The following is a 23,168-nucleotide window of genomic DNA, read 5'->3' as shown; positions in this document are numbered from 1 at the left end:
CCCATATGCTGACGAATGCCCCGTAGCTAAAACATTCTCTCGAATTAAAAGCGCATATGTACATAAAACCAGTATAAAAACATAAGGTTATATAACTAAACTTTGATACGTGTGCTTCCATATGTTTTTAGTGTTTGCTATGGTGAAAAAATGATACTGATGTTTTTTTATGCTTTCATTGCTTGTTTCCTTAGTGGACTACCATATGGATTTCTTTGAAAAAACTAATGCTGACAAAAATTCAATAGGTTTTACCTATCAAGATTACGTTGCTTTAAAACATGCCTTAGAGCTTAAACCAGAAGAACACATTGGGATTGAAGTTTATGACGATCTCCATCTTGAGAGCATCGAGGGTCATAAAACCTTTATCCAAGTTAAACATTCAATTAACAAGTCTAATATAACTAATAAAGACATAGACTTATGGAAAACATTATATAATTGGTCAGAGGCGATTAAGACCATAGGCGACAAAAGCATTAGCCTTATTTTTTACACTAACAAAGGTCTTACCTTAGAGCCTGGTATCGTGCAACTTTTGACTAACGACACTAAGGACATTGAAAAAATAAAAGATGAAATAGAAAAGATAGAACAAGATCATAAAAATAAGTCAGATGACCTCTATAAGTATATTTCTATCATAAACTCACTCGAAAGCAATTCTTCTAAACGTTTATTTAATAGTATAAGTTTTCAACATAGCGAAGATGGGATCATCCGCCAAATAAAAACATTACTAAAAACATTAGCAATCCCTGATGATAAAATAGATGATGCTTTTAATTATATTTCAGGTGCTTTTTTTAAACATAAATATGATTTGGTTAAAAACCATACCAAAATAAATATAAGTTATGATGATTTTCGAAATAATTTGGGAATAGATAGGATTATTCAAATTTCAAGAAATTGTATAAATAATTTCGACCAATACTACGATTTTGAATCTGCATACCCAACTAACGTTGAGTCAAAGATCTCTTACAAACAACTCAAAGATTTGGATTTAAATAGCGATTCAATCGTAAAATATATAAATGAAATGGCCAAAACAGAAGCTTTCATTCAAAAATTGCAAAGCTCTGGAGATTTAACAACTCAAGAAGAAAGACTAATATATCAAAAAGCGTTTGATGAATGGCAATCACGTCATTCAGCAACGTATATACGAAGCCGTTTTACAGAAATAAATGAAGATCATCTCAATAAAGCCTTCTCTGTCTATACTGAATTGACAGGAAACTGTAATATTGTGTTGGATAAAAATCAATTACCTAAATCTATGACTACAGGAACGTTCTTGCTCCTTTCAGATAAGCCCAAAATAGGATGGCTTCAAAACTGGGAGTCAGTCTATAAATGAAAATATATAACAATGAGCTTTTGGGTATATTCTCTTTGCAAGAGGTGTTATCAATAGCATCAAATATTGAAATAAGCAATGCAATGCTAATTTTACCAATTATATTTCATAAAAAAAGCTTAGATTACCTTGCCCACAAGAGAACCAATACACTATCTTTTCAAGATCTACTATTAACCAAGCCCGAAATAATAGTATCCATAAATAAAAGATTCTATAATTTCCTTCCATCCTCAGTTAATTGTGTTTCATTGTGCCTTGAAAATGGAATAGCTGAATTACAACACGGTAAATTAGCATTTAAAAAAAAGTTAATATTAGATAATGCGATCCCGTTTATTGGCAAAAGAGCCGTAAAAATACAGGCAGCATCGATAAATGTTGCACGTTTATTATTAGAAGAACCACACAATATATATGACATTTGTGGAGTTAGATTATAATGCAGATTACTAATATTTTAATATGGCAAATTGATTCAACCTTGAGGAATTTAGAACTTAAGGAAAATAAGGTAAATGTAATAACAGGTGATTCTGGCAAAGGGAAATCCTCAATACTGGCTATCATTGATTATTGCCTTTTATCCTCATCATCTGATGGCATATCAAAAACAAATGTCGATAATTTTGTAAATTGGTATGGGATTAGATTAAGTATAAACGGTAAATATTTCACTATTTGTAGAAAAGCGACACACTTTGAAGAAGATGATCTAGTTTACTTTGACAAAAATGGAGACATTCCACAAATCCCTATTAACAATATCAAAAAAGATGTTTTAAAGGAACATCTGAATTATGAGTTTGGTATTAATAGTTCTCTAAAAATCCCTTATGGTGGTAGATTCATACAACAAGGGTCAAAAGTATCCTATAGATATTTTATCCCGCATTGCTTTATAGATCAAACAACACTAACCTCTTCAGAACATCTTTATTCAAAAATCTCTGATTTAAAGACAAGAGAGCGTATTGACCGAACCTTTGACATGGCTCTTGGCAGTGAAAACGCCGAAACTATGATAATGAGAACGCGGTTAGAAGAATTACAAAGGAATCTTGCTCGTATCGAATATAAACAGTCGGCTAGCAAAGACTCTTATTTCAATTTCGAAAGTGAAATAGAATCACTATACGACAGGGCGTGTTATTTTGGTTTAATAAGTGAAAACCGTAAGAATGAACCAACTGTAAGTGATAAACTTGAAAATTTGAAAGCGATAGTTAATTACAAGGATATAAACGAAATCCCAGCAATTAATGAAAGAACAAAAATTGAAAAAGAACTTTTTCTCTTAAAAAAAGAACTGACAGATATTAATGAATATATAGAAACAAACACTGAATATAAGAAGTTTTTAAAAGACAACCAAGACTCTCTTTTAATAGCCAAATATTTAGATGATAATTATAGCGAAATATTATATACAAAAAACATCTATTCAATCATTAAATCCTTATTGAACCAAAGCTCAGAGATAAAAAAGGCTATAGCCGAAAAAGGACAAAACTCACTCATATCAAAAACAAATGCTAAGAGAAAAGAGTTAGAACTTAAAATATCATCCTTGAGTAAAAAACTTACAACTGTTAGTGATGAAAAGATTACACCAATCGAACTTTATCGGTTCATGGGCGAACTCAGTTCTGAAATTAAACGGATAGTTGTTCTCCCTAAATATGATTACACTGATACTATAGAAAAGATAACTACGAAAATTGATGAGTTAGAAAGCAAGATAACAGATAATAATGCCTTTAAAGAATATACATTGAGTTTACTGAACGGAAAAATAAAGGAAATATTCACACGGATGCCTTTAAAAGGATTTGAGGATGCAACTCCTATATTTAACAAGGCAAAAAAAACACTTGATCTGATAAATAAAAATCAAGTTGAAAAAATGATAGATATTGGAAGTGCTTCTAACTATATGTATGTACATGTAGCTTATTTCCTTGCACTTCACGAATTGGTAAGAGATAGAAACGTACCGTGGGTTCCACGATTCTTAGTAATTGACCAGCCCAGCACTCCATATTTTAGTACTGCTGGTAAAAAAACTGATGACTTTGCAAGCCTTGATGCAGCCCTAAATGAAATTAATTCTTTTGTTGAGAAAATGCGGTCTCATGGTGGTTTCCAAATAATACTGTTAGAGCATATTGAAGAGTCTTATTGGCTTGACAGAGAAATGACGAACTTTACTCTTGTTGATAATGAATTAAGAGGCAATTATGGTTTAATTCATTTCAAATAAAATCGTACAGAGATTATGAGGGCACTATGATTGCATACATAGTGCCACAGCTTATCAGCTACGAGGTTTATAACCAACATCCAGGATAAATTTTGAAAGTTCTGAACGTGTTATATCAATATCATATGCGCTGCATAACATAGCAAGTGCTTGAGCAAATTTTATTCTTATCTTTTGCAGATTTTTATACATCTTCACATTAGCATCAGCGGAATTAGAAATCTTATGAAGACTCATAAGTTCTTCACTCATAGTCAAAACCAAATTTAATAAAACTAATGAAACCGACTCATCATTGCATTTCAGCCTAACATTTTCCGTCTCTTTCTTTATTTCTTCCAGGCTTTTTATAACTGCATAAATAATTTCCTCATCAAGAGGAGCCGTTAAGACTTTCTTTGGTTCAAGAAATTTTATATAACGTTCAATTTCAACTTTATTAGGGTTTTTCTTGATTAAATCCTTCAGGGTAATACCAGATATCGAAACACCAGAACCAATAACAGAGATAATATCCATTATGATCGACATAGATAACTCCTATCATACTCAAAATTAATTTCTCTCGAAGTATATTCCTTATCGTATTACTAAGCAAAATCAATGAGAAAAAAGCACTTTTTGCCCAAGAAAGCTGGACAGTGCTAGATAATCAAACGATAATATTATTATGATTGCTAAAACATCTACTTTCCCTTTATAAACAAAGAGTTAACTTAAATTATGGATATAAGAGAGTTTATCGGGAACTATCGAAATCATCCAGTACTGTTCATTGGAACTGGATTCAGTTTGAGATATCTGTCAAATTCCTTTGATTGGAATGGTCTCCTATCTCATATCTGCTTTGAGCTTACCGGTGATAAAGAATCTTATCTTGACATTAAATCAAAATGTCAAATAAATGGTGAGTATAAATATGAAAAAATTGCAAGCAATATAGAAAGATTATTTAACGAAACTTTATCTAATGACAGAAATGGTAAATTCAAAGAAATAAATGATATTTTCTATACTGAAATGGATAAAGGTGTTAATTTAAGTAGATTTAAAATATATATAACTAAAATATTATCAACCACTTTAGTTAAAGAAGAAAAAAATGACGAAATAGCTGAACTGATAAAAATGAGAAAAAATATTGGTTCAATTATTACTACTAATTATGACACTTTGATTGAACAATTTTTTGAATTCGAACCCCTAATAGGTAATAGCATACTTTTAAGTAATCCTTATGGTTCTGTATATAAAATACATGGTTGTGTCTCTGCCCCTTCCGAACTAACGATTACAGAAGAAGATTATGACTATTTCGATAACAAATATGAACTAATTAGAGCACAATTACTCTCATTATTCATTCATAATCCGGTTATCTTTATTGGTTATAGCATAAGCGATAGAAATATACAGCAAATTTTAAAGACTATTTTTTCCTATGTGCCTACTAACTCAGATATAGCTAATAAAATAAGAAGTAATTTTTTACTTGTCGAATATGAAAAAGATTCACGATCTAATACCATATCTGAACACGATATATATATAGGAAATGCTACCACAATAAGAATAAATAAAATAAAGACTGATGATTACGCTTCTATATATGAAAGCTTGTCAGATTTAATCTTACCAGTTTCAGCAATGGATATTAGAAAAGTTCAAAAAGTCTGGAATGAAATAAGAAGTGGTGGGGATATAGAAGTAAAAATCACAGAAGATTTAGACCAGTTAAAAAATGGACAAATGGTTTTAGCCGTAGGATCTCATAAACGAGTCAAGTATGAGTTCCAAACCAAGCCTGAGATGATGCAAGATTATTTCAAGATTGTTGAGGAAGCAAATAAGCAATTAATTATATTGTTAAATAAACAGAAAATACAAAGTTCCCAGTTCTTTCCAATCTTTGCATTCAGTGAAATCTGCCCTGAACTTGATAATGTAGAAATTTATAAGGAACAACAAAGAAGGAAACTTGCTGATCATTTTGAGCGGACAACTGCAAACAATTGCAGCAATATTCACAATACTATTTCAGAAATTATTGATGATAGGGCATTACCTATCTCAAAAAAAGATGACTGCATCTTTCATAGTTATTATCAAGATAGAATACAATCTGAGGATATTAAGAGTTATTTATTATCTTTCGAAGATAAAAATAGCACAGTATATAGACGATTATTATGCTTGTACGATTATAAACATTATGACATTTAAATTTCAATTAAAACATTCGAGGAAAAAATGAATAAACTCTTTTCAATATTTTTATTATTACCTTTAGCTGTCTACGCAGAACCACCAAAGATTGTTTCTCCAATTGATCATGCGCCGTTGTTCCATGCCTGCTCCGAAAAGCAAGAAAACTTAAATATTTCAAGCAACCAATTAATTGATAAATTAGTTGCTATATATCATATAAATAGAAAGACAGCAGAAAGGGTAGTATCTCTATTAGATACAATACCTGCTGCTGCGCAACCAGGTTTTGACTGTTCGAATGTTGACACAGAATATAATAACATCCATAAATAAAGAGAAGTAAAAGGCCTTCTTGTTCATAAGCAGGCCTTTTACTAAAATTGACAACATGGTTAAAACATTGTAGTTATTTATCACATTAATAATAATTACAGAGGTTCACACCATGAAAATAACTCAATTACTTTTTCTTCTGACAAGCATAGCTTTCTCAACAAATAGTTTTGCTAATGAATCAAATAATGCAAGTGATGACGTGCAAGAAATGCTTGGTTCTCAATATTCACAGATTGCTTATGAATATCTTACTTTACATAAAGATAAGAATATTTTTATTGATGAGAAAAATATAAATGAAAAATATACGCAAGAAGAATTCAAAAGATTATACACTCGTCAATTTAACACGAATTACAAATATTACTCACTTATGATAAAGAATCATCCAGAAGAATTCAAAAAGACAATTTCTTTATTAAATAAAATTAGAGAAACAAACAAGCCATGTCCACATAACGGTTTGATTAATCAATGTTTGTTTTCAAGGTCTCAATTTTTAGACTTCAATATAAAATTATCAAGCATGATTTTAAATGGTGAATCAAAACCGGAGATCGACCGAATATTTAAATCAAAAAAATTAGAAGAAAAACAATTTCAATTATTGAAAAACATGTTAATTGAACAAGCCACAAGAACCAAGCTATAAGCAAGGGCTAACTCTCAGCATCTCCTTCGGTGATACTTTGAGTTGCTCCTTGTTTTTTCGCCCTTTGGTTGAAAAAATTAAAAGCAAAATCAACTGCATACATTGACATTTTCAGCATCTATCATATAAGTAAAATAAGCATAACGGACATGCTTATTTTACTTTACAATATGAAAGGAGTTCATATGAATGATAGAAATCATACTTTTAATAATATCAAGCCATTCAGAATCTGTAGCTATGAAAATTTCGCTTCTGCTGAATTACCCTCTCAGCAGACACGTTCTCATTGTATTAGTATCAGATTAAATGATGCCGAGTTGTCTTACGTTGATAGCCTACGAGAGGATCTCAACCGTGCTGTTTGGATACGTATGTCAGCATTGAATCGTCTCCCTCCCAAAATTCCAGAAATAAATCTAACTGTCTGGAAAGACCTTGCCAAAGCATCTCAGGATCTGAACTACCTTGTTCAGCATCTCAACACTAAATCACACGATAGTCCTTTTACTATCACTGAAATTTATACGGTGCAAAAAAGAATAAAAGCACTAAGAGATGCCCTTCTGTCAGCAAATCGATCTGTCAGTGATAAATAATGAAAGGGATGCAAAAAATCCGCAGAGGAAAGAGTTTTGCTGGTGTAGTCCTCTATACGTTAAAGCCCGGTTCTCATCATAAAAATGACCCTATCGTGATCGGTGGAAATGTAACGATAGTTGGCAATGCCGCTAAAGATCTGATCGCTGAATTTGATAGCACCAAACAGCTTCGTCCTGACGTGCAAAAGGCTGTTTGGCACAACTCGCTTCGTTTGCCTAAAAACGAGGCATTGACTGATGCTCAGTGGGCTGAAATAGCAGATGATTATATGTCCCGAATGGGCTTCTCTGAGACGCATCTAAGATGCTATGTCCTTCATGACGATAAGGCTGGTCAGCACATCCATATCATCGCCAGTCGCATCGAACTCAGTTCGGGGAAGCTCTACCTTGGAAAAAATGAAAATCTCATCAGCACCCGCATCATCCAGCAGCTTGAACTCGACTATTCACTGACAAGAACCAAAGGGCCGGAAGCTAAGGCACCTCCGGCATCGCCCTCCCCTGAACCAAAACACAAAAAATCACGTAATGAAGCGATGATGGAGGAAAGGATTGGTGAGTTATGCCCTAAAACCATCATCCAGAACGCTCTTGAAGTATTCCTTGCCAATAAACCATCAACCACTGAGTTTGTGCATCAGCTTGTGGCACAAAACATCAGAGCAATCCCGAACATCGCTTCTACTGGCCGCATGAACGGCTTCTCATTCGAATACCAGGGGATTGTGTTCAAAGCATCTCAATTAGGAAAAGGGTATTCTTGGGCTGAATTACAAAACAAGATCGATTACCAAGCTGAACGCGATAATGCTTTTCTGTTCGAACTGAAAGCATCTGTCAATGAAGATTCTGAAATAGTCATCCCTACAGAAACCATAACAGAAGACGTGAATAAAGCCATCGAAGTGATTATCCCCGTTAACAGTACTGGTCTGGGCGAAGAGTGTTTACACGAAGCTGACGAAAGCCCTCAAGGTTTACTGAGAGTGGAAATAATATCTGGTTCTATTGCAACAGAAGAGGCTGCCGCAGCACTTCTCTCAGAAGCTTGTGGAGGTACTAAAGAAGTGTATGCAACCGAAGCGGTAAAAGAAGCTCGCAACAATCAGTCCCTGCCTATGGTGCAGACTGGTTTCAGATGGTTGGAAACCATCCCCTATCTCGATATCTTTATGAGAATATTGAAAAAGCTAAAAATCCCATTTTTGAAACCCCCAGTAAAGCACAAGACTATCACCTGCGTTAAGGTAGTTGAGACGTTTCCCTCAAGACCAAAAAACTATATTGAGACGCCTTCATTTCGTCGTAAAGCAACACACTCAATGTGAGCATGGCTCACGGTGGCAAGCCTTCTTGATAAGTGCAGCCCAATAAATTGATCGATAGCACCGATCGATAAAACAAACACGATAGCCATAAACTATCAAAGTTTTTAAATCGATCGGTACAAGTGATTTGCCTTTGCTGCAAACTCAGTCAAAATGTCAATTTACAAATATTCATCTAATAGACTGATTTAACTAGTCTATTTTTTATTTCAATGAGAAGAAGGTTTTGAAATGGCAGATACCATCTCGTGTGTATTCCTTGATTTCTCCATAAAACGAATATGACTTCATTCAGAACACATAGGAACTTGTATGAGTATCTCCACTACGAAACACCACAACATTAGTCTGTCTGAGCGCCAGCAACAAGAAATCATTACTAATGAATTCGAACTGTTTGGTGAAACTTTCGAGTTTGCGGAAATTTTCTCTGCGACTGTCATCAGTTCCAACCCAACAAATGCTCAAATCTTGGTAAAAACAAATGATGGTGATGAAAAGCAGATTTCAGCCTATGGTATCGCGGTAAGGAACTCACACAGGATTCGTCTATACGAGCTTCGAAAGTATAGCAACGATAACTCCTGTGTCGTATATGCCGATGCGCTCATTATTAATTCAAACACAGGCGAATATAAAGTAAACTTAAACAGGAAAACCGTCATTATTCCAGCTTTTCTGACAATGCTATTTCATAATGCTTCGACAGCATCTTTCTTCAGAGTAATGCCAGTTCCGAAGTGGTTTTATATTCTCTTCACTTTGCTTTGTTTGGCTTCTTTCATTGCATTTTGCTCATTGCTTGTGGGATTCAAAGATGGATATGTGTGGGATGAGCACAAGTATATGTGGCTCACATATTTCTTCTCAAGGATCGGAAGCTTCGTTTGTATCAAATGGATTAAAAGAAGAAGCGAGAGATTTGATCATAAACTCAGAAATCTTATCGATTTAGTAAAAAGATAAAAATTATCAGCAACAAAGAGTTAGCCCGTAGATTCCTACTGCGGGCTTATTAAATAATCACAGTCCATATTTTCTTTTCTTCTCTTTGATGGATAACTCTTTTTTTAGAATATTAGCACTATATTTCTTTTTCTCATGCATATAGATTTTTTCAGTTCTGCTGCCATTATTAATGATGAAATCAATCAATGAAGAACATATACTTTTCATTCGTTCTTTATCGATCATGTCATTTTCAATTTTATTGATATAGCAATAATAAGAAAGAAGCAAAAAGTTTAATACAACTTCCCTGTTTGAGAACGTTAACCTTTCAATTTCGGACTGGTATTTAATGTAAAAACCAGCACAAAAAAGATAGGACTGCTCGATTGTTTCTCTTTCTGCGAAGCCTGATTGCGTTAGTTTATCAACGAATCGATCAAGTAGAAGAAGATATCTTTCCATGATATTGATCTTTATTTTTTCCATAATATGCATCCTTGCAATTTATTTTTGTCATCCAGACAATTAAAGAAATATCAGAATTATTAATCATGTCAATAGTTAAAATCTATCAAATTATATTTAAATATCTTTTACAGGTAAGGGTCTATTAAGCTCTTCAACTGTTATTTGCTTCAAATGAGAATTATAAAGCCATATCTTGAACTGCTCTAAATATCTGTTATTTAATGCTATCAAAGCTTCGTTTTCAGTTTCGAGCCTCTTTATTCTCTGACAAGCGATTTCTAAATTAGCAGGCTTAATAGAACATGTTTCTTTAATACCAAACTTGAGAATCTTCTTTTTAGAATTAAAACAATCCGAAACCTTGACATGGCTACTTAGAGATTGTCTTGAAGGTCTCTTACCAATAATCTTTACTAACTTGTCGCATAAAGCATCCCAGGTTAGCTTCTCATCTTTATTCCAGTTATTTATAACATTTGTTATGCGTTTTTCATCATAACCAGTAATATGTTTAGCCATTTATTCTCCTTTTATAATTTTAGTTTGAAACTCATACCATTTTTCAGCATTGAGATTCCCATCATTTTTATCATGATACGTTTTTTCAATAATTTTATTATGAATTACCAATAGTCGATCATCATCCTTTCCAGAGTCTTGTATTGGATAATAACCGCATACGTCAAAAGCATATGAGTGCTTGCAGTAACCATACTTAGTAACGAGCACAGCTCCATCATTCAATGAATCGAAATCAGTTATGTCCATGATAGCTATTTCTTTTTTCCTATGGCTATTACTTGCCTCGATTGTCGTTTTTTCTCTTATGAGCTTAGTCATTTGTAAGTGTGATCGGTGATCATAGGAAACATTTTGTGAGACCAACTTTCTTCCAGACCATCGAGCGATACTAAACTCATCCATGCCATTAATTTGAGAAAAAGTATTCAATAGATGCCTTAATTGATGAGTTCTAATAGAATAGGGAATACCATCCTCATTGATATAGCCGTGTCTTTTGAACAGGTTTGTTGTGCCTTTAATACTTGCAACAGCATTAATATCCATTCTAAAAAACTCAGCCGTGGGTCTGAAAAAAGATGTAAAATCTTTTCTTGTCTTCTGACACAGTTGCCTATCAAATAAAAGACATAAAGCATTTGAATATTTAATTCTTTTTTCTTCATCATACCAAGGAAAATTCTGAGGCTTTGTGGTAATGAGTGCATACTTGGATGACTCAGTGCCTTGGCCTTCCATTGTTCTTGAGGCAAACCTTGCATGGTTGGACAGTTTTTTTAATCGAGCTATCGCCTTTTGAGCTATAGGGACCATTACTGTAGGAATCCATTTAATATCCCCAGCATAACCCTTTGCGGAAAAAAATCTTAAACCATATCGTTCAATGCCTTTGTCATCTTTTTCAGTAATCTCACAATCTGCTGGAAGACTTAAAATTTCTGAAATTCTTCCTGGAGCACACATGAGTAGTGTAAGAACAGAAGTAGTGAAAATGTCCCTCGTAGACAATTGGCTTTCATCTTTAGAGAAAATCTCAGCAATAGCTATTACAGATTTTATGTCTGGTAGTTTTGAGTGTCCTTCGAGTGAAGGTTCATAACCTTTCCAGCTCTGAGTTATTTTATGTCTTAACGGATTTACCCAGAAAAAGTATGATGAAGTCGTCATTCTGTTTCCTGTTAAGAATAAACATAGTTTCTCAAGTTCTTTACCAATTCCAACTGCTTGTACTTTTGAATATTTGGCAGATGCTAACCTTGCACATTCATCAAATATGATATTATTGCACTTAATAATATTAGCTTCTCCGTATAATTTCAATAAAACAAACTCAATGATTTTCAACATTGACAAAGTATTTTGGTTTGACTTTGACCTGTTAAACGAGTGAATATGAAACATATAAGCTTTAGCGAAATCAATGAAACTACCATCTAATCTATCTTTGCTATTTCGATTGTTGTTCATGTCAAATTTATTGAATCTATAATATCTCTTCCATACATTGCTTTTCCATGAAATCGCTAACTTCGAGTTGAAAATATTACTCTTACAAAATTCAATAAATTCATCAACATTTAAACTCGGATTATTAGCATTGGCTGGCTCGAATAGTATGATATTGGTCATTGGGAACTCCAGGCTCTAAAGTTTTTACAAGTGAAACATTCAATTTGATCATTTTTATCATTAAAAAATCCGAACGAATTTAAAATATATTCAGTAAAGAGCTTCTTGTTTTTTGACTGTTCTTCTCCAAGAAATATCTTTGATAGCGGTTCAAAAAAAGGATTGAGCATCTTGTCTATATCATGAACATTGTCTGGACAATTTTTTACGTATATCCCTGATGAGTTTATAGATTTATGGTCTAATGCTTTAGCTATTACTTCAACTGATGCACCTTCCTTTGCTAAACGAGTTCCCAGGGTATACCTAAATCGTCTTGCATTAATCCGTATAGGGCCGTTATTACTTGATGACCCAATGTTGAATTTAGTAGTCAAATTATTTAGTCTGTTTGAGATAAAAGAATTCTTCATATGTAAAAAATCAGTTGTCATGATGGTATCTAAACTTTGTCCAGTATCAATTAATACATATTGTTTAATGTCCATGAGTATAGGTAATTCATTTTTTAAATGACTAATTTTCCTCTTGACCCTATCTTCGATATGTTTCTTGTTCAGATCAATCAAGGTTATAAGTTCCTCATACAGGCTATCGTCGATTCTCATCATGCTGAACTCACTTCTGAAGTTCTTCCTTTGTTTTACTTTCGGTATATTTAGAAAACAACCCTCTTCCGTTCTGATGAGATCTTTCGCTTTCAACGAAGTTAGCTGTGATGGCCTCCTTCCCGTTGTTGCTAATAGAATAACGTAGCAATACATAAACAGAGGGATTTTATCTTCTTTCAACAATTTCCTGATACTTTCAAGTATGATTTTCAGCTCTTCTTCCGTTAGTGGTCCACTATTCGGATCTCTTCGTTTAACGGCTTCCCCTGTTAAATTAGGTTTAATGGTTATTTTTTCCAGCATTCTTAGAGCTGAGTTATCTACTCCTTCATAACCGAGTTTTTTCCATTTACTAAGAAAGTTCTTTATTGAATTTAGCTTATAGTTTTTCTCAGGGTCTAAGCTAACATTAAATTGATAAACCGCTTTGGAATTAATCATTTCAAGATCCATCAATCTTAGCCATTGGCTAAAGATGTGATTTATATTCTTTATGTAGCCTGCACTATATTCAGACGAAAAATATGCCAAGGTATTAAGATAACCAACACGCATCGACCCTGGCATTTTATCGGCAACCTTATGTGGGCAAACACAATTATTTATATCTAATTGCCATTTATTATCTGAAATCCTGAACCTATACCCCTTCATCATTGCAAAAACTACATTCTCTTTTTTTAAAGTGCTTGTTTTCATTTCATTCCCCTTTAGTTATTTTCCTCAAAGAGTCATAAACTCTTCCAATAACTTCCTTTTCTTTCATTGATATGTGTTTGAAGTTATAATTTTCTGACATCTTTGAATCTTTTGACCACCCCATGAGATAGCACCTCAAACCTGATTTTCGGCTGATATCTAAATTCGAATCATCAATTTCACTTGAATAGAAATAGTTCCAGGAGTGTCTCAATTTATGACCTGATAAATTCTTTAATTCCGGGCTTGATTTTTTAATAGTCGAAATTATCTTTTCATATGCTGAAACAGATAAAGGTTCTCCAACTGTTTTACATGAACTGTGTGTAACAAACAGGAAGTCATGCTTCTTCTTTTTGGTGTATTTATTTCTATAGTTATTTATGTAATCCAAAATCTCCAATGCTAACTCGTCCGACAAGGGAATTTCCCTTTCACCAGTTTTGACTAAAGGTTGATTCAGCCTTCGATCTTCAATGCAATCATGTCTTCTGAAAATACTTAGTGTGTAATCCCTAGGATTTAAATCATTAACTTTTAGATTTAATAGCTCTCCTGCTCTTAAACCACAATTCAATAGTAAGGTAAAAATGAGTCTGTTTCTCACTTGAACATCCTTCTGAAAAGGATTTTGGCTTCCTTCAATTTCTAATAACTCAAACAGTTTTTTTATCTCTTCTTTGCTCAGTGATTTATCTTTTCTGTCATTCATGCTAAGAGATTTATTTAGCGGGAGATGTGCTCTAATACTTTCTATGAAACTCTCGACTTCATATCTAGCATGAATTCCCTTAATAGAATGAAGTAAACCGCACAGCCAATTAAGATAGCTCGAAAAAACATGAATTCTATAACCGAAAGTTCTTCTTGCAATCTGATACCCTTTTATTAATCTTACATTTGTAATCTTTTGCTTATCAAATCTCTGCCTTGCATAACGGATCAGGTCATCCACTTCTGCTACACTTAGGAACTCCTTAATTTCAATCCTATCAATTATATTTATTTTCCTGCTTTTGAGGAAATTGCTTAGTATTAGTAAGTTTGTTGCAACTATCTCCATCGTTGATGCGGTCGCACTTCTATTCCTGACATTGGTTGTAAGATAGAGATTTTGATAATAAACAGGCAACTGTGTTTCTTTATCGAGAACCAAACATCCTCGTTCGCCATTGCTCATCACAAATTTTTTTATTTGATATGACATTATAATAACCCTCCGAAAACTTTACATTTAGTAATCACTACGGCTTATCTTTATTTTATCAATTTAAATTTTGCAAATTTTTTTGTTATATATGGCTTTATTTATAATGAATTTAAATATTTAAAAAAATTTCTTTCACGTGAAAGAAACAGGTACGGCTAGTAGATAGTATCCATACCCGATATTAAGAAACCACCTTTGAATACCTATGGCGTAAGCTCTGCCTGAAAAAACGTAAAGAATTACGTTAAATATAGGTTTTGTTAAGATATAAACTTTACTAATTTGAGCATTAATCTTCAAAAAATAAGAAGGCTGTAATTTTATTTCAGGAGACATGCTTTCTTGAATTTTCGATAGTTAATTGAATCCACTCTTCCACTTCACTTTCAACGAAAGCAACTGCACGAGATCCAATTTTTACTGGTGATGGGAAACATCCTTTGCTGATTAGATGATAGATCCAGGCTTTACCATAACCGGTTCGATTGAGAACTTCAGGGAGGCGAATAAGACGGGTGTTGTGCTGATTCATAGTCGTTTCCTCTTCTTTCATTTTGATGGAAACGACTATACGAATGAATCAGCGGGAAAGAGACCGAAGCTGGGAATTCCAGAGCTAATGGAGGTTGGCCTTAGTCAGAATCAGCGATTTTCATCACGTCTGAAACTCTGATGTTTTTGAGATGGCTGTTTTTGTTGATGAACAGATGAAACTGTCGGATGAAAGGTATACTCGCGGCCTTCAGAGCAAGGGGTCTGTCTGTGTCCCGAATTTGGTGATTAAGGCGGGTCTGTTCTTCATCATCATCGTCTGTGTAAAGGAGGCGTGAAAGACGGTCTTCTGATATCCGAACATTGTGCAGCGTTGACCATACAAGGATGTCGATCATGGGAATGAGTCTGTAGTTGATGATTTTCTTAATCGTTCCATAACCAAAGCGGATCGAGTCAGTAGTGTCAGCCTCAATGCCTCTGACCTTACGCCACTGAGGTAGTGCGGCTTTCAGGGATTCAGCTATTTCCTCGTCAGTTCCATTCGCCAAGTCGATTTCGACCATGACAGTATCTCTGAACAGGCGAGGTAGGGACTCTGATACAGGGCTTTCGAGGAATTCACGGTTAACCGAGTACTCATCCCCTCCCTCCCAGAAGAAAAGTGAATTTCGTAGTCCCACAATACTGAGTTGCGCCAGTCTTTCAGTTGTTGTCAGAAAGAAGTGTGGTGGCTGGTAAAGAGTATCCTCTCTTGTGAGATAGCCGAGATGCTTTTCTGTGATGAGAAAGGGCTTTCCAGTGAAGATCCTGTCGATGTAGAGCCTTACGGCTTCTGCTTCAAATTCTTCATGATATGGTTTGAAGAACAATGTCCTTGCCAGTAATTCATGGTAGAGGTGTATAAGCGGAAGCTCTTCGAATCCGCGATATGTATCAATATCCAGCCACTTCTTCACCTCTCTCGTCTGCTCAACTGACCAGTTTTTCATAACGATCTCCAACATGCATTAGACTTAATGTATGTAGCTAACGTAATCGACATGTTAAAGGAAGACCAATGAAATGAGTTCAGATGCCATCAGGAAGTTGAACCAAGAGGTTTGTTATTTTTTGATACAGTCTGCTAACGGACTATTTTCAGGGGATTATGCCGTTACGATTTATGGTTCCTTTATAGAACCAAAGGTAAAGTCAGAAACAACAGTTATCTAGAAAATTCAATTAAATAGATATCTAGTTACAGGGACGCCAGCAAATAAAGCAAGGGGTTACGTGAAAGCGTAGCCCCTTTTTAATGTCCAATGTCCACTTCACGTCCACCGAGCCACAAGGAAATGAACATGGCCAATATTAAAATCTCAAGGACTGAACATCTTCATCAATGCTTACGCCACGAAGTAATGATGAGTTCTAAGAAGTTTTCGTGGTTCAGGGTGCTGCATAAAGCTATTAAATGCCCCAATCGCCGTTTCCATTTCTGGTGGCGCATTGCATCTTACTGGCATCATTCAGACAGTAACTTCTTGAAAAAACGTGCGGCAAAGATAAACAGAAACCTCATTTTCAAATATGGAACTGAGATTCAGTTGGGGGCACACATCGGACCCGGAATGGTAATTTCCCACCATCACGGGATAGTGGTAAACGGCTCCGCTGTCATCGGACACTCTTTGCGTATCAGGCAGAACACAACAATTGGCATTACCGGTGCGAATGTTCATAAAGAACCGATATCCATTGCTATTGGCAACAATGTCAACATTGGCGCGGGTTCCTGCATCATCGCAGATAAGATTCGCATCGGTGACAACGTTGTGATCGGCGCTATGTCATTTGTGAACAAAGACATTCCCAGTAACACCACTGTCTATAGCGAAAAGACTTTGCATGTCATGCCTAACAAATTACATACCGCATGAAACAGGCACTGCTAAATGTTTCAGTTTTTTTAAAGTTACTTCCTGCCACCAAACCCGCGCCAGTTCTCACCCTGCGGGTTTTCCCGGAACTTCTCGCCTCAGACAATTTGATCTTCTTTTTTCACACAGAATCTAAAATAGCATTAACTATCTGATAGTTATTAATTTCGTCAGATCCTCCGCAGATCCATAGAAGTGAAAAACACTGAAATTCTTTTCACTCTTTTCAGTTCTGGTTTTCTGCAAAGCCTCCAGCAATGGCGCGGTCTGGCGGTATTGTTTGAAGGAAAATAAAACTGAAAAATTTTTATGATGCAAAAACCGCAGGCGAGTGTGGTGTAGTGCGATTTTGGTCTGCGAAAGAATTTTTTGGCCATGCTGTGACGCGCCAGCACCCTGCTGTGCGCACGACCTGTTTTAAGGGTGGCTTTGAGTGTCTTAAAAGGCTGAACGCGACAGAGCACTGTTGGCAGCGCGTAGCGATAGCCGCTTGTGAGGTAAAAAAGGAGATATCCCGCCTTGGGAATGACGGCATAAAAAAACCGCTTTCGCGGGTTATGTTCTGCACTGGTTTACTTGCCAATCACCGGGGAGTATTTGCCGCTTAGCGTGTCCGCGTTCGTTCCTGTGTTCCGGATGGCTCCCGCGTTGGTCGGTGCTCCCATATTGCTGTGGGTGCGGCTTACTGTTTGCTCTGCCAGCTCGTTTATCACATCGAGCGTGTCAAGCATCAGCTGTGCCACATTGATTGTGCCAGAGCCAATCCACACCACCGGGGCAATCATCTGCTATTGCACGGCCGCCACGCTTTTACGTATCTGGCCAATTTTCTCGATCAGGTTTTTATCCGTTGTGACTGCCTGGCTTCCGGCTATGTCCGTTTCCATGAACATTACGACGAGACGCTGGCGGTTGACCCGAACGGCCAGCTCCTCTCCCGCTATGGGGCCGGGGCGTGAAAGTGATTTCACCGGCGGATTTTGCCCGCGATGTGGCGGGGCTGATAACCCGACCTAACCCGCAATCGCCGGTCTTTTTTTTATCAGCCAAACACTTGCGGTGAAGAGTTAACTGTTCAGTCTTCACAGACCATTCAATTACTATGCTATTGAAAATTACATTTAAAAAAACAAAGTAAACAGTGTGACCAGTTAATATAAAAAAAGATCTTTTATTCACAATATGCTAGATATTGAGTGAATGCTTCTCACAATCCAAAACAGGAACGATGAGAATATGAATACAACATTACTTCGCGCACTGGATACCGATGGACACGATAAATTTGAAAGTGCTATTAATGCCCTGCAAGGTGATATTGCTGCCGCAGCGGCAAGATTATCAGTCGATCCCCGCTTACGGCTTGAATACTCAAAACGAATAAAAGAGATGGCCTCAGACCAACGGGCAAAGGCAAATGCCGGTGTAATTTCATGGGAAAAAGCGGCGCAAGAAGCCCAGACAACCCGAAATCTGATTATGGATATGGTGAGAGCGATAAACACCCCCTCGGACGAGCGATGGCTGAACGGATAAAGTCTGAAGGAAAGACGCTTAATGAGTTGATTGCTAAAAAGGCGAAATCTTTATTTGGCCCACAGGTAAATTTTAACAGCCTTTCGGAAGTACAAAAAATCAGATATACGCGAGCATTGTTGAATCCGCAGGCAAGTCTAACGCACAAGTAAACATGAAAATGATGTAGCTCTCGCGTATTGGAAGGGGGCTTATTGTTCTGTCGATTGCGATTTCTGTTTACGAAATTTATACCGCTGAGGGTAAGGTTTCTGAAATAGGCAGGCAGATAGCCATTACTGGTGCAGGTATTGCCGGTGCTGCTGCAAGTGGTGCTATGGCAGGGTTGATATGTGGCCCAAGCGCACCTGTTTGCGTGCTTATTGGTGGCTTCGTCGGTGGCGCTCTTGCCGCATGGGAAATGGGTCGTTTGTGGAATTGATTATGCAAAAGGTTAATTCAATATCTTTGGCGAAGGTTCGCGAAGCAACTGATTTTTCTCAGGCTCAGTCTGACGTTGTAATCAATGGCAATAACACTGACATTATTGTACCAGGACAAGTGCTGGAAGCTGCGGTTCAGGTCAATGACCAGCGCTATATCCTTTTTCTGACGGATGACGTTATTTTCGAGGAGTCACTGACTATTGTCCTCATCGACCTTCAAGACGGTGTTAAAGAGGTGATCCGTCTGGGTAATGAGTACTCGACGGGAAGTTTTGAGAACTTATCCGTTACAGCGGATAGCATCCATTTCAGATTCATTGGTGATTCTCTCTGGACAATCAAAACCGCCGACTCACCACGTTTGAGGCTTCCTTTTGGTTCAGATCCGAAGGGGGTGAAACGAGAGGCTGGGCTGAAAAAATACATGACAATTTCTGCCACTCCAGTCCCTGAAAAAGCGCACTGATGCGACTGTCAAAACGGATATCAAACTTTACAGGAGCCGAGTTGGCGAACCGCATTCCTGTCTGGCATGCATTATCAGAGCTTTTTTACCGAGCGCGAATCCAGGACCAGGACTACCGATGGATGGCGCAGAGGCTAAAGGAGTCTGGTTTAAGCAGGGAAGAGATTTTTGTGATTCTGGATGAGGAAGTTGCCCCAGCCCTACAGGCCAACCTTCTCTACAACCCTACGCCGGTGATGGATGGTTGGTCTGAGGAAAATATTAAGCAGCTTGTCACAGAGTATGTGAACAAGAAGCCGACAATTATCGAGCGCGTCATTCCAGCCCGCATCCTGTTAAAACATCGACGCAAACACATCCTGAGCGAACTAAACAAACTTTATTTTGAGCTCGATGAATTGAAAAAATTCATCGACTCAATACGTAAGCAGCGCAGCTATAAGTCAGAGTTGAGTTCATCAAAAACAAACCAGTAATAATGCCCCCCGCCAGGCTTTATCAGTTAATTTAAGGGGAGCTATCCAGCAGAAGATACCAATAATAAACAGTACAGCTATACCGAATGAGATGATATTTTCCGGGAAAGCGAAACACACAGCCAGGGCGAACAGTACAATCAATATGACTGAAAGAATGACAATTCCATTAAAACGATTAGAAAGGTCAGGAAGCAAAATATCCAGTTTAGAACGTTGAGTATCCGCATAGCGTTTAAGCATTTGCACCTCTTCTTTTGTAACACCAGAGCTAAGCAACGCTTCTGCCGTTATCGCCATGCAATTCCCCGCCCTCCAATCAAAGCGCCCATACCGTTATCTCTGCAAAAGCCGACCAACCTGACGGTAGTTTATGTTGTCGCCCCCTGACATTGACAAACATCAACACCCTCTCCGTTCCCCTGTGCAAACTTACCAACACCACCCAGCGCTACGGATTAGTCACTCCAACCCGGAAGGAACCCCAACATGTACAGACCCTTCGTCGTTATTTTCTTCATTCTCCTGACCCTTGCCGCCCTCGCTGAAACAGGCATTTTATCCTTTGGATAATCCTCAGGCTAAATATCCCTCATCAGGGCGCATTGATCTCATTACAGTTTTTTCCTAAAGCCTTCCCGCTTCGTCTGTGCCATGCTGAATCACGCTCATAACCGATAACGTTAAATGAGGACATTATGAAAAAAACAATTATCGCATTATCCGCTGTTCTGCTGGCATCTCCCGTTTTTGCTGCGACCACACACGCAACCGATGATACCGTCGCCGCGGCGAAAGCTAACGCGAATAACGCTGAACAGAAGCTGCACGAAGAGCAAAACAAAGGCGAAGAGCTGAAGCTGAAGCAAAAACATGCCGCCGAAGGTAAAAGCGAAAGCTTTGGCAGCAAGGTAAGCGAGGACTCGCAGAGAGCCTGGCATAAAACCAAAGAAGGGACCGAGAAAGGGTGGGATGCCACCAAAGAAGGGACCGAAAAAGGCTGGAATAAAACCAAACAGGGCGCCAGTGAGCTAGAAAAGAAAATCACTGAATAATCCCTATCAGGCCGCGTTAGCGGCCTTTTTTTGTTTCTCCGAATAAATAGCGCGGGTCATGCGTTAACACTGTGCGCGCTTAACGGAGAATCAACATGTATCGCCTGCTGGCTTTTATTCCCCTGCTGTTCTGCTCATCTCTTTATGCAGCGCCGCAGCACTACACCATCGACACCAACAACACGGCAATCCGCCTGTCATGGCATGCCTTCGGTGGCATCCTCTCCTGGGCCCGGCTCACTGGCGTCACGGGTGATGTCACGCTTAACCCGGACAGCGACGTTGATGACCATATCCACGTCATTATCCCGGTGGCAACGCTGGTTGCCTCCAATAGCCTGCTGACCTGGCAGTTGAAAAGCGACATGTTTTTTGAAGCAGAACGCTACCCCACGATTGCGTTCACCAGCTCCCGCGTCGTCGCCAGGGGTAACGGACAATTCAGAGTGTTCGGCACGCTGACCGTGCGGGACATTGCCCGTCCGGTCATTCTGGAAGCCGTAGTGAAAGATCCCCGCTCGCACACCCTGGTTCTTGATGCCACCACGGCCATCTCACGCTCGGCCTACGGAATGGATAAATTTGCGCTGGTCGTGGATGACCGCATTGCTATCGCCATTGCGATTCAGGCTAACGCATCATAAAGCTGCTGCGCGTTGCCCTGTAAGGCGTTGAGCGGATTACGGCCAATCAGAACGAACTGATACCCCGCATCCTGCCACCACACCAGGTTCATATCGTGCCGCTGCTCCTGCTGGAATGCGGTTTTCATCTTCCGCTCTGTCGGGGAGATGCACAGCGCCATCGGACCGTAGTCGGCATTTATCCACGCGATTTGCGCGATCGAGGTGGTGTCGTAGCGCAGCATGCGCACCATTTTGAGCTCTGCGCCGCGCAGGGTAAGCTGTGAAGCCGCAAGCTGCAGACCGATATCCTGTGCCGCCCGCGCCAGTCCGCGCTGCAGGACGGGCGATGCAGCGTCCATGTCCAGCAGCGTCTCGGCGCTGTAAAGCGACATATATTGAGCTTCAAGGTCGCGGATATGGGCATTCTCATCAAAGGGCGCAGAAGCCGGTCTTAGCCAATAGCCTAACCCTGAGCCAAGAGTCAAAAAACTGAGCGATGCGGCAATCAGCGCGCGCCTGCTTACGCCATCAGATGAGGAAAAACCTTGTTCCGGAAGCCGATCCAGTCGGGCCTGCATTCTCTCCACCGGCGCCTCATCCAGCATGTCGGCAAAGGCATGCTGATAGTTCTGATTGCTTTTCATCAGCTGCGCCGTCCGCCCGGAGAGCAGTTCATCCGTTCTTAACTGCGCTTCAAACTGTTGCGCCTCGGCAGGCGACATTTCGCCATCCATCCATGCCACGATAGCATCGTCGCCGTAAGGTGGGGTAAAACGGTGCGCGTTCAAGAGCGTTTCTCCTTTACCGGGGGCGAGGCATCAACCGATTTCGCCAGCGTCGCCCTTGCCGTTGCCAGCCGACTCATGATGGTGCCAATTGGCACCGCCAGCGTGTCCGCCGCCTCCTGATAGGTAAAACCTTCGACATAGACTAAAAAAACCGTATTGCGCTGGGCTTCGGGCAGGGCATTGACGCGCTGCATCACCTTCAGATAATGCAGGCACGTCTCATCCTGGTCGCGTGTGTCCGGCGCCATTAGCTCGTCACTGGCGACAAATCCCTGCCCCTGTCGGACGTGTCGCGCCCGCAGTTCTGAGATCCAGATAGAGTGCAGAATCGCGAACAGCCACCTGTCGATACGTGTGCCAGGCGCGTACTGGCTGCTTTTTTCAAGCGCACGCACGCAGGTGGACTGCACCAGATCTTCGGCGATATCCCGGTTTCGCGACAACACCAGCCCATAGCGCCAGAGGCGCGCCAGGTGTGCGGCTAGCTGTTGACGAACATCACTGGTAGCGATTTGCTTTCCCTCCAGAGGG

The 23,168-nt window shown here is 38.5% G+C and carries 27 protein-coding genes and 1 pseudogene; 16 read left to right on the top strand and 12 right to left on the bottom strand.

The window, feature by feature from the left end; genetic code table 11:
* The first annotated feature begins 205 nt into the window (after window positions 1–205).
* Genes V5P19_RS20870 through V5P19_RS20860 form a run of 3 tightly spaced genes read left to right on the top strand, consistent with a single transcriptional unit; the run spans window position 206 to window position 3,632 of the window.
* On the top strand, window positions 206–1,369 hold the full coding sequence (locus tag V5P19_RS20870; protein WP_334407112.1) for a hypothetical protein: 1,164 nt from the start codon (window positions 206–208) through the stop codon (window positions 1,367–1,369).
* Window positions 1,366–1,812, top strand: a complete 447-nt coding sequence (locus V5P19_RS20865; protein WP_063268354.1) for a three component ABC system middle component — start codon at window positions 1,366–1,368, stop codon at window positions 1,810–1,812. Before V5P19_RS20870 ends, V5P19_RS20865 begins: the two co-directional genes overlap by 4 nt.
* Window positions 1,812–3,632, top strand: coding sequence for a DUF3732 domain-containing protein (locus V5P19_RS20860; protein WP_080213949.1), 1,821 nt, complete (start codon window positions 1,812–1,814; stop codon window positions 3,630–3,632). Before V5P19_RS20865 ends, V5P19_RS20860 begins: the two co-directional genes overlap by 1 nt.
* 54 nt (window positions 3,633–3,686) lie before the next feature.
* Here the strand turns inward: V5P19_RS20860 and V5P19_RS20855 are convergent, their stop codons facing one another.
* Window positions 3,687–4,163, bottom strand: a complete 477-nt coding sequence (locus V5P19_RS20855; RefSeq protein ID WP_048990929.1) for a hypothetical protein — start codon at window positions 4,161–4,163, stop codon at window positions 3,687–3,689.
* Between the two features lie 192 nt (window positions 4,164–4,355).
* On the opposite strand from V5P19_RS20855, the gene V5P19_RS20850 reads away from it, so the two are divergent.
* From V5P19_RS20850 to V5P19_RS20825, 6 genes are all read left to right on the top strand, one after another.
* Entirely contained in the window at window positions 4,356–5,855 is a 1,500-nt protein-coding gene (locus tag V5P19_RS20850) for an SIR2 family protein (protein WP_099803157.1), read from the top strand.
* 27 nt (window positions 5,856–5,882) lie between these two features.
* The gene (locus tag V5P19_RS20845; RefSeq protein ID WP_141128349.1) at window positions 5,883–6,173 is read left to right on the top strand and encodes a hypothetical protein; all 291 of its coding nucleotides are present in this window, start codon (window positions 5,883–5,885) and stop codon (window positions 6,171–6,173) included.
* Between the two features lie 112 nt (window positions 6,174–6,285).
* Window positions 6,286–6,828 carry a hypothetical protein gene (locus tag V5P19_RS20840; protein WP_143557095.1) on the top strand — a complete coding sequence of 181 codons (543 nt, stop codon included), beginning with the start codon at window positions 6,286–6,288 and terminating at the stop codon, window positions 6,826–6,828.
* Window positions 6,829–7,013: 185 nt separating this feature from the next.
* Window positions 7,014–7,427 carry a hypothetical protein gene (locus V5P19_RS20835; protein ID WP_063268351.1) on the top strand — a complete coding sequence of 138 codons (414 nt, stop codon included), beginning with the start codon at window positions 7,014–7,016 and terminating at the stop codon, window positions 7,425–7,427.
* The gene (locus V5P19_RS20830; protein ID WP_099784659.1) at window positions 7,427–8,761 is read left to right on the top strand and encodes a relaxase/mobilization nuclease domain-containing protein; all 1,335 of its coding nucleotides are present in this window, start codon (window positions 7,427–7,429) and stop codon (window positions 8,759–8,761) included. The genes V5P19_RS20835 and V5P19_RS20830 overlap by 1 nt, the downstream gene beginning before the upstream one ends.
* A 312-nt stretch (window positions 8,762–9,073) precedes the next feature.
* Window positions 9,074–9,727 carry a hypothetical protein gene (locus V5P19_RS20825; protein ID WP_080213945.1) on the top strand — a complete coding sequence of 218 codons (654 nt, stop codon included), beginning with the start codon at window positions 9,074–9,076 and terminating at the stop codon, window positions 9,725–9,727.
* Between the two features lie 57 nt (window positions 9,728–9,784).
* Here V5P19_RS20825 and V5P19_RS20820 read toward each other — a convergent pair whose 3' ends face one another.
* The 7 genes from V5P19_RS20820 to V5P19_RS20790 form a co-directional block, all read right to left on the bottom strand.
* Window positions 9,785–10,198 carry a hypothetical protein gene (locus tag V5P19_RS20820; RefSeq protein WP_099784655.1) on the bottom strand — a complete coding sequence of 138 codons (414 nt, stop codon included), beginning with the start codon at window positions 10,196–10,198 and terminating at the stop codon, window positions 9,785–9,787.
* Between the two features lie 96 nt (window positions 10,199–10,294).
* A complete protein-coding gene (locus tag V5P19_RS20815) occupies window positions 10,295–10,699 on the bottom strand; it encodes a hypothetical protein (RefSeq protein WP_080213943.1) in 405 nt (134 codons plus the stop codon).
* Window positions 10,700–12,331, bottom strand: coding sequence for a DNA-binding protein (locus V5P19_RS20810; RefSeq protein WP_188133595.1), 1,632 nt, complete (start codon window positions 12,329–12,331; stop codon window positions 10,700–10,702).
* Entirely contained in the window at window positions 12,328–13,641 is a 1,314-nt protein-coding gene (locus V5P19_RS20805; protein ID WP_334407087.1) for a site-specific integrase, read from the bottom strand. The genes V5P19_RS20810 and V5P19_RS20805 overlap by 4 nt, the downstream gene beginning before the upstream one ends.
* A gap of 1 nt (window position 13,642) precedes the next feature.
* Complete coding sequence (locus tag V5P19_RS20800) at window positions 13,643–14,848, bottom strand: site-specific integrase (protein ID WP_080213940.1); 1,206 nt, start codon at window positions 14,846–14,848, stop codon at window positions 13,643–13,645.
* A 328-nt stretch (window positions 14,849–15,176) separates the two neighbouring features.
* Window positions 15,177–15,383: an AlpA family transcriptional regulator gene (locus V5P19_RS20795; protein WP_063268343.1), complete on the bottom strand. Its 207-nt coding sequence runs from the start codon at window positions 15,381–15,383 to the stop codon at window positions 15,177–15,179.
* 100 nt (window positions 15,384–15,483) lie between these two features.
* The gene (locus tag V5P19_RS20790; RefSeq protein ID WP_029884399.1) at window positions 15,484–16,335 is read right to left on the bottom strand and encodes a DUF6387 family protein; all 852 of its coding nucleotides are present in this window, start codon (window positions 16,333–16,335) and stop codon (window positions 15,484–15,486) included.
* Window positions 16,336–16,686: 351 nt separating this feature from the next.
* Between V5P19_RS20790 and V5P19_RS20785 the strand changes: the two genes are divergently transcribed.
* Window positions 16,687–17,265, top strand: a complete 579-nt coding sequence (locus V5P19_RS20785) for a serine acetyltransferase (RefSeq protein WP_334407079.1) — start codon at window positions 16,687–16,689, stop codon at window positions 17,263–17,265.
* Between the two features lie 572 nt (window positions 17,266–17,837).
* Here V5P19_RS20785 and V5P19_RS20780 read toward each other — a convergent pair.
* Entirely contained in the window at window positions 17,838–18,050 is a 213-nt protein-coding gene (locus V5P19_RS20780) for a hypothetical protein (protein ID WP_334407077.1), read from the bottom strand.
* 90 nt (window positions 18,051–18,140) lie between these two features.
* On the opposite strand from V5P19_RS20780, the pseudogene V5P19_RS20775 reads away from it, so the two are divergent.
* The 4 genes and pseudogenes from V5P19_RS20775 to V5P19_RS20760 all read left to right on the top strand — a co-directional run.
* Window positions 18,141–18,268, top strand: a pseudogene (locus V5P19_RS20775) (hypothetical protein); the annotation flags it as partial.
* 233 nt (window positions 18,269–18,501) lie between these two features.
* Window positions 18,502–18,801: a hypothetical protein gene (locus V5P19_RS20770; RefSeq protein ID WP_334407075.1), complete on the top strand. Its 300-nt coding sequence runs from the start codon at window positions 18,502–18,504 to the stop codon at window positions 18,799–18,801.
* 423 nt (window positions 18,802–19,224) lie between these two features.
* Entirely contained in the window at window positions 19,225–19,692 is a 468-nt protein-coding gene (locus V5P19_RS20765) for a hypothetical protein (protein WP_334407073.1), read from the top strand.
* 41 nt (window positions 19,693–19,733) lie between these two features.
* The gene (locus V5P19_RS20760; RefSeq protein WP_334407071.1) at window positions 19,734–20,168 is read left to right on the top strand and encodes a hypothetical protein; all 435 of its coding nucleotides are present in this window, start codon (window positions 19,734–19,736) and stop codon (window positions 20,166–20,168) included.
* Here V5P19_RS20760 and V5P19_RS20755 read toward each other — a convergent pair.
* On the bottom strand, window positions 20,151–20,468 hold the full coding sequence (locus V5P19_RS20755) for a hypothetical protein (protein WP_334407069.1): 318 nt from the start codon (window positions 20,466–20,468) through the stop codon (window positions 20,151–20,153). The genes V5P19_RS20760 and V5P19_RS20755 overlap by 18 nt on opposite strands.
* Before the next feature lie 398 nt (window positions 20,469–20,866).
* Between V5P19_RS20755 and V5P19_RS20750 the strand changes: the two genes are divergently transcribed.
* Window positions 20,867–21,223, top strand: a complete 357-nt coding sequence (locus tag V5P19_RS20750) for a hypothetical protein (protein ID WP_334407067.1) — start codon at window positions 20,867–20,869, stop codon at window positions 21,221–21,223.
* A gap of 95 nt (window positions 21,224–21,318) precedes the next feature.
* Window positions 21,319–21,867, top strand: a complete 549-nt coding sequence (locus V5P19_RS20745; protein WP_334407065.1) for a YceI family protein — start codon at window positions 21,319–21,321, stop codon at window positions 21,865–21,867.
* Here the strand turns inward: V5P19_RS20745 and V5P19_RS20740 are convergent.
* Both V5P19_RS20740 and V5P19_RS20735 read right to left on the bottom strand, forming a co-directional pair.
* Window positions 21,849–22,637 carry a hypothetical protein gene (locus V5P19_RS20740; protein WP_334407063.1) on the bottom strand — a complete coding sequence of 263 codons (789 nt, stop codon included), beginning with the start codon at window positions 22,635–22,637 and terminating at the stop codon, window positions 21,849–21,851. The two genes, V5P19_RS20745 and V5P19_RS20740, sit on opposite strands and share 19 nt — an antisense overlap.
* Window positions 22,634–23,164, bottom strand: a complete 531-nt coding sequence (locus V5P19_RS20735) for a sigma-70 family RNA polymerase sigma factor (RefSeq protein ID WP_334407169.1) — start codon at window positions 23,162–23,164, stop codon at window positions 22,634–22,636. The genes V5P19_RS20740 and V5P19_RS20735 overlap by 4 nt, the downstream gene beginning before the upstream one ends.
* Between the last annotated feature and the right edge of the window lie 4 nt (window positions 23,165–23,168).

Source organism: Enterobacter sp. UNJFSC 003 (assembly GCF_036903355.1).
GTDB lineage: Bacteria > Pseudomonadota > Gammaproteobacteria > Enterobacterales > Enterobacteriaceae > Enterobacter.
This window is presented reverse-complemented; position numbering and strand designations above follow the sequence as displayed.